The organism is Mesorhizobium sp. M4A.F.Ca.ET.022.05.2.1 (genome assembly GCF_003998845.1).
Lineage (GTDB): Bacteria > Pseudomonadota > Alphaproteobacteria > Rhizobiales > Rhizobiaceae > Mesorhizobium.
Window position 1 is genome coordinate 1 of sequence record NZ_RZOJ01000367.1, and the last position, 6021, is coordinate 6021.

The 6021-nt window shown below is 63.6% G+C and carries 7 protein-coding genes and 1 pseudogene; all 8 read right to left on the minus strand.

Translation table 11 applies throughout. The annotated features are described in order from the left end of the window. A pseudogene (locus EN745_RS27680) lies at positions 1 to 530 on the minus strand (flagellar M-ring protein FliF); the annotation flags it as partial. A gap of 132 nt (positions 531 to 662) precedes the next feature. Then, the gene (locus tag EN745_RS27685) at positions 663 to 1547 is read right to left on the minus strand and encodes a flagellin (protein WP_126058480.1); all 885 of its coding nucleotides are present in this window, start codon (positions 1545 to 1547) and stop codon (positions 663 to 665) included. A 246-nt stretch (positions 1548 to 1793) separates the two neighbouring features. Continuing rightward, positions 1794 to 2678, minus strand: coding sequence for a flagellin (locus EN745_RS27690; RefSeq protein ID WP_126058481.1), 885 nt, complete (start codon positions 2676 to 2678; stop codon positions 1794 to 1796). 235 nt (positions 2679 to 2913) lie between these two features. Then, complete coding sequence (fliP, locus tag EN745_RS27695; protein WP_126058482.1) at positions 2914 to 3645, minus strand: flagellar type III secretion system pore protein FliP; 732 nt, start codon at positions 3643 to 3645, stop codon at positions 2914 to 2916. After that, positions 3642 to 4136 (minus strand): flagellar basal body-associated FliL family protein, encoded by a 495-nt coding sequence (locus EN745_RS27700; RefSeq protein WP_127406380.1) that lies wholly within the window; start codon positions 4134 to 4136, stop codon positions 3642 to 3644. Before EN745_RS27700 ends, fliP begins: the two co-directional genes overlap by 4 nt. Before the next feature lie 26 nt (positions 4137 to 4162). Beyond that, a complete protein-coding gene (gene flgH / locus EN745_RS27705) occupies positions 4163 to 4867 on the minus strand; it encodes a flagellar basal body L-ring protein FlgH (protein WP_127422721.1) in 705 nt (234 codons plus the stop codon). Next, positions 4864 to 5442: a MotE family protein gene (locus EN745_RS27710; RefSeq protein WP_126058485.1), complete on the minus strand. Its 579-nt coding sequence runs from the start codon at positions 5440 to 5442 to the stop codon at positions 4864 to 4866. Before EN745_RS27710 ends, flgH begins: the two co-directional genes overlap by 4 nt. 3 nt (positions 5443 to 5445) lie before the next feature. Next, positions 5446 to 6021, minus strand: a 576-nt coding sequence (locus EN745_RS27715) for a flagellar basal body P-ring protein FlgI (RefSeq protein ID WP_145992156.1), incomplete at its 5' end; no start/stop codon positions are given.

The window sequence follows — 6021 nt, forward strand, 5'->3', positions numbered from 1 at the left end:
GCATAGCGGATGACCACCGAGGCCGAGGGCTGCTGCTCGTCGCGGCGGAAATTGGCGCGCTCGGACATGACGATGTGGACGCGCGCCGCCTTGATGCCGGCGATCGACTGGATGGTGCGCGCGATCTCGCCCTCCAGGGCGCGCACCCTTGTGATCTGCTGCATGAAGGATGTCAGGCCGAGCGAGCCGACATTGTCGAACAGCTCGTAGCCGGCATTGGCGCTGGTCGGCAGGCCCTTCTCGGCGAGCATCATGCGAGCCTGCGCGGTGGTGCCGGCCGGCACCAGCACTGAGGTGCCGTCGGCGCCGACATCGAAGCCGATGCCGGCCTCGCCCAGCACCAGGCCGATCTGGTTCACGTCGGAGCGCTCGAGCCCGACATAGAGCGTCTCGTAGGCGGGACGGTTGAGATAGATCGAGGCCACGCCGATGACGGTCATGACGAGCACCGCGATGCCGCCCAGCATGGCGAGGCGCTTGACGCCAAATGCCCTGAGATTCGAGATGATGCTCTGGATCTGTTCCGGCACGTTCCAACGGCTCCCAGCATGACTGTCCGTCGGAACACTAGACCGCGAAGCTTGTGCGAGGATGATAGGCGGAAGGCAAAAGGCCGCGCTTGCGGCGCGGCCTTCGATGCAATGGAAAGATCAGCCGGAATATCAGCTCTTGAACAGGGCCAGGATCGACTGCGAGTTGCCGTTGGCGATCGACAGCGACTGGATCCCGAGCTGCTGCTGCACCTGCAGCGCCTGCAGGCGGGTCGATTCCTTGTTCATGTCGGCGTCGACCAGGGCGCCAACGCCCTTGTCGATCGAGTCCGAGAGGTTCGACAGGAAGCTCTTCTGGGTGTCGATGCGCGACTTGGCGGCACCGAGATAGGCCGCGCCCGTCGAGAGCTTGGCAAGCGCCGTTTCAACGCTGCCGAGCGCCGTATCGATTGCGGTGTCGGTGACCGCAGCGGCGCTCGGGTCGAAGAAGGTCGTGGCGAGAAGGCCGCCTACGATGCCGCCCGTGCCGGCAATATCGAGAACCTGCGTGTCGGCGGCCGCGACGTTGATGGTGTCGATGGCGACGGTGGTGCCGGTGCGGTTGTAGGAAGCGACGATCTGCAGGTCGGAGGCGACGAGGCCGTCGTTCTGCAGCAGGTTCGAGCCGGCATAGCTGGCATTGGTGACCGACGACTTGATCTGCTCCTGGATGGCCTTGATTTCGGTCGCGATCTTCTGCTGGTTGTCCTGGCTGGCGCCGCGGGCGGTGACCAGCTTGGCCTTGATCGCGTCGACCTGGTCCTTGATGTCGGTGATGGCGGTGTAGGCGGTGTCGACCTTGCCGGCGCCGAGGCCGAGTGCGTCCTGCACCGCCGACAGCGCCTTGTTGTCGGAACGCATGCTGGTAGCGATCGACCAGTAGGCGGCGTTGTCGGAAGCGGTGGCGACGCGGTAGCCAGTCGAGATGCGGGCCTGCGTCGTTTCAAGCGCCTTGTTGGTGGCGTTTAGGCTCTGCAGCGCGGTCAGCGCCGCGGCGTTCGTCATGATACTTGCCAAGGTACACCCCTTCTCAAAGCAGGCATGCCTTACGCATGCCGGTCAACCCGTTTGGCGGGGGCGTCATGCCTGTCGACCAACTGGTCTGCCCGTCATAAGTGAATGGTTAACCATAACTAGCGCGACATCGTTAATGGCGCGTTAAAGCCATGCTTTGGCGAGGGAAAATGACAAGGGTTTCACAAATGAAAATCGGGCCGCGCTGATGGCGCGGCCCGATGCAGATGACTGGAGTTCAGGAGGCGATCAGCCGCGGAAGAGCGACAGGATCGACTGCGAATTCCCGTTGGCGATCGACAGCGCCTGGATGCCGAGCTGCTGCTGGACCTGGAGGGCCTGCAGGCGGGTCGATTCCTTGTTCATGTCGGCATCGACCAGCGAGCCGACGCCCTTGTCGATCGAGTCCGAGAGGTTCGACAGGAAGCTCTTCTGGGTGTCGATGCGCGACTTGGCGGCACCGAGCGATGCGGCACCGGTGGACAGCTTGCCAAGCGCCGTTTCAACGCTGCCGAGCGCGGTGTCGATGGCAGTGTCGGCGACAGCGGCAGAGCTCGGATCGAAGAAGGTCGTGGCGAGAAGGCCGCCGACGATGCCGCCCGTGCCGGCGACGTCGAGGACCTGCGTGTCCGCAGCCTTGACGTCGATGGTGTCGATGGTGACGGTCGCGCCGGTGCGGTTGTAGGAAGCGACGATCTTAAGGTCGGACGCGGCGAGGCCGTCGTTCTGCAGCAGGTTCGAGCCGGCGAAGTTGGCGTTGGTGACCGACGACTTGATCTGCGCCTGGATGGCGTTGATTTCGGTCGCGATCTTCTGCTGGTCTTCCTGGCTGGCGCCGCGGGCGGTGACCAGCTTGGACTTGATCAGGTCGACCTGGTCCTTGACGTCGTTAATGGCGGTGTAGGCGGTGTCGACCTTGCCGGCGCCGAGACCGAGCGAGTCCTGTACGGCCGAGAGCGCCTTGTTGTCCGACTTCATCGAGGTGGCGATCGACCAGTAGGCGGCGTTGTCGGAGGCGGTGGCGACGCGGTAACCAGTCGAAATACGCGACTGGGTGGTCTCGAGCTGCTTGTTGGTGTTGTTCAAGCTCTGCAGCGCGGTCAGCGCCGAGGAATTGGTCATGATACTGGACATGGCTACTCGTACCTTGATTTTACACGTGTTTTTTTGACATACCGGCTTTTCCGGTATGACGGTGCGGCATCATGCCAATGATCGTTGATTGAGATCACCCGCCATCTGGGGGGACTATGCTGGCAAGTCCCTACCAAAGGCCTAAACGCGACGGTTAACCGAAAATATATTGCAGGAAATCTGGGCGCGGCGGCGCGGCGCCAGTCAGGCAAGGCTGGCGATCAATATCGACAAGTCAGGTGAAGGATCGCACCAGGCTGCCGACAAGCAGGTTCCAGCCGTCGATCAGCACGAAGAACAGGATCTTGAACGGCAGCGACACCACGGTCGGCGGCAGCATCATCATGCCCATCGCCATGGTGATGGTGGCGACAATCAGATCGATGACCAGGAACGGCAGCACGATCAGGAAGCCGATCTCGAAACCGCGCCGGATTTCGGAGATCATGAAGGCGGGCACCAGGATGCGCAGGTCGACGGTGTCGCGCGAGACGGTCTGGCCGCGTTCGCGGGCAAGGTCGGCGAAGAGGTCGAAATCCTTGTCGCGCACATTGTGCAGCATGAAGGTGCGGAACGGGTCCGAGATCTTCTCGAACGCTTCCGCCTGCGTGATCTGGTTGTCCATCAGCGGCTTGACGCCGGTGTTCCAGGCCTGATCGAAAGTCGGCGCCATGACGTAGAAAGTCATGAACAGCGACAGCGAGATCAGGATCAGGTTGGCCGGCGTCGACTGCAGGCCGATGCCGGCGCGCAGGATCGAGAAGGCGATGACGAAGCGGGTGAAGCTCGTCACCATGATCAAAAGCCCCGGCGCCACCGACAGCACGGTGAGCAGGCCGAACATCTGGATCAGGTAGCCGACGGTCGTGCCGTCGGCCTTGCCGATGGCACCGAGATCCAGCTGCTGGGCCGCGGCGACGGAGGTGGCAAGGACCAGGAGCGTGGCGGCGAGAAGGTATTTTCTCATTCGAGCAGCAATGTCCTGATCAGAATCTGTTTGGCATGGCCGCCGCTGCGGATGGCGGCACGCTCCTCGAGATCGGCCTTCAGATGCTGGTAACCGCTGGCGCCTTCGATCTGATGCATCTTCAGCGTGCGCACCAGCGCCAACAGATCCTGGTGGATCTGCTCGGTCATCTCCGGCGGCTGCGGCGCGTCGTAAAACACCGACGCCTCCAGCCTTATCCAGACCTCTGCGGGAGACGCCAGATTGGTGGTGATCGGTGCAAGCTGGACAAGCGTCGGTCCGACGGCTTCCTTGCCGGACTCGGCCGGCCTCTCGGTATTGCCTTCGTTTTCCGGAGCCACCGGCACCGAGGCCGGAGCATCGGTGCCCTTCAGATAGCCGCCGGACAGCCAGCCCATGCCGATCGCGGCGGCCGTCACCGCCACGAGCATGGCCAATTGGATGACCAGGGAAGGTCCCTTCTTCTGCCCGACTTGCTCGACATTGGCCATGGCGTAATTTCCCGAGCCTGCCCGTTTTAGAAGGGAAGAACCTGATCGAGGACCTGCTGGCCATAGGCCGGCTGCTGGATCTCACTGACTCGGCCGCGGCCGCCATAGGAGATGCGCGCTTCGGCGATGCGTTCGTAGGAGATGGTGTTCTCCGCGCCGATATCGGACGGACGCACCATGCCGGCAATGGTGAGCACCCTGAGCTCGTAGTTGACGCGTACCTCCTGCGAACCCCTGATCATCAGGTTGCCATTGGGCAAGACCTCAGTGACGACGGCGGCGACGTTGAGCTCCAGGTTCTCCGAGCGCTTGATTTCGCCGTCGGCGTTGGTTTCGGTGCTGGAGCTCAGGCCGGCGTCGCCCTTACCGCTCGTGCTGTTGCCCTCCCATCCCAGAGTGACATCATAGCCGAGCTTGCGCGCGGCGGTGCGGCTCCTGTCGTTCTGGTTCTTGAAGTTGGCCTTGTCGTTTAGCTTGATGTTGACGGTGAGGATATCGCCTTCGCGCAGCGCCCTTGGGTCGGTGAACAAGCGGCTCTGGCGATCGTCCCACAGCGAGAATTTCTTGACTGGCGCCGCCGGTGGCTCGGGATAGCTGTAAGGCGCGGCCGCGCCATTGCCGATGCCGGAGCCGACCGGCGACAGCGCCGGTTCCCTGCCGACCTCCTTGAGATCGGTACCGCAGCCGGACAAGGCCACGACTCCGACGAGGATGAGCATCTTGCGGATCATGACGGATCTGTCCTTCGCGCCGCGCTGGCCATGATGCCGGTAAGCGCGGCGGCCGCCTTCTGGTCCATTTCGTTGAGGATGACGCCGGCCTTGCGCGAATCCAGCTTCATCAGGATGGCGGCGGCCAGTTCGACATTGACCATCGCCAGGCGTTCGGCCGCGGCGTCCGGCTTCATGCCGGCATAGATCTTGACAACGCTGTCCTCGGCGCGCGCGAGGAACACCTCGCGGCGCTTCAGCCATTGCTCGTATTCGGCCCGCTTGTCCTCCAGCGCTTTCATGCGCTGGTCGATGCCGGCCTGGAGCTCCTTCAGCTCCTGCGCCTGCAGGGCGTAGCGGCGATCGCGGGCGGCGTCGGCGATGTTGGAGCAGAAGCGCTGTATCTCACTTTCGTCCGGCGCCTTCTCCCGGGTCATCTGCTGGGTTGCAGCCGGCGCCTGCCCGCCGGGCAGCACCTGGCGCACGGCCTCTTCGGCGCGGGCTGCGCCGGCAGAAAGAAGCATGACGGCGAGGGCCGGGGCAATCAACGCCGGCCTGGCGTTGCGGTTCGGTTGGCGGGGAGCGATCATCGGCATGGCCTATTGGAGGACCAGATCGGCTTGCAGGGCGCCGGCCGATTTGATGCCTTGCAGGATGGCAATGATGCCGTCGGGCTTGACGCCAAGACGGTTGAGGCCAGAAACCAGCGCTTCGAGGTTCGGCCCGTCGAGCACTGCGACCCGCGCGTCGGGCCGCGTGGCCTCGATGGCGGTGAAGGGCTCTACAGCGGTCACGCCCTTGGAAAAGGGCTCGGGCTGGACGACTTTCGGCGCCTCGGTGATGCGCACCGTGAGCGTGCCGTGGCTGATGGCCACGCGCGAGATCTTGACGTTGTTGCCGATGACGATGGTGCCGGTGCGCTCGTCGATGACGACGCGGGCCGGCGTGTCCGATTCCACGACCAGATTCTCGATCTCGGCATAAAAGCGTGCCGCCGAGACGTTCTTCGGCCGCCTGATCTGGACGGTGCGGGCATCGCGCTCGGCCGCGACGCGCATGCCGAAACGCTGCGCGGTGTAATCGTTGATAGCGTCGGCGATGCGAATGGCGGTCGAAAAGTCGGGGTTGCGCAATTGCAGCGTCAGCACGCCCTGATCGTCGAACTCGGCTGGCAC

What these genes read in the sequence shown, in the direction of transcription:
- fliP (WP_126058482.1), bottom strand. Translation starts at nt 3,645, where the DNA reads ATGAGAAAATACCTTCTCGCCGCCACGCTCCTGGTCCTTGCCACCTCC.
- flgH (WP_127422721.1), bottom strand. Translation starts at nt 4,867, where the DNA reads ATGATCCGCAAGATGCTCATCCTCGTCGGAGTCGTGGCCTTGTCCGGC.
- EN745_RS27710 (WP_126058485.1), bottom strand. Translation starts at nt 5,442, where the DNA reads ATGCCGATGATCGCTCCCCGCCAACCGAACCGCAACGCCAGGCCGGCG.
- EN745_RS27700 (WP_127406380.1), bottom strand. Translation starts at nt 4,136, where the DNA reads ATGGCCAATGTCGAGCAAGTCGGGCAGAAGAAGGGACCTTCCCTGGTC.
- EN745_RS27690 (WP_126058481.1), bottom strand. Translation starts at nt 2,678, where the DNA reads ATGTCCAGTATCATGACCAATTCCTCGGCGCTGACCGCGCTGCAGAGC.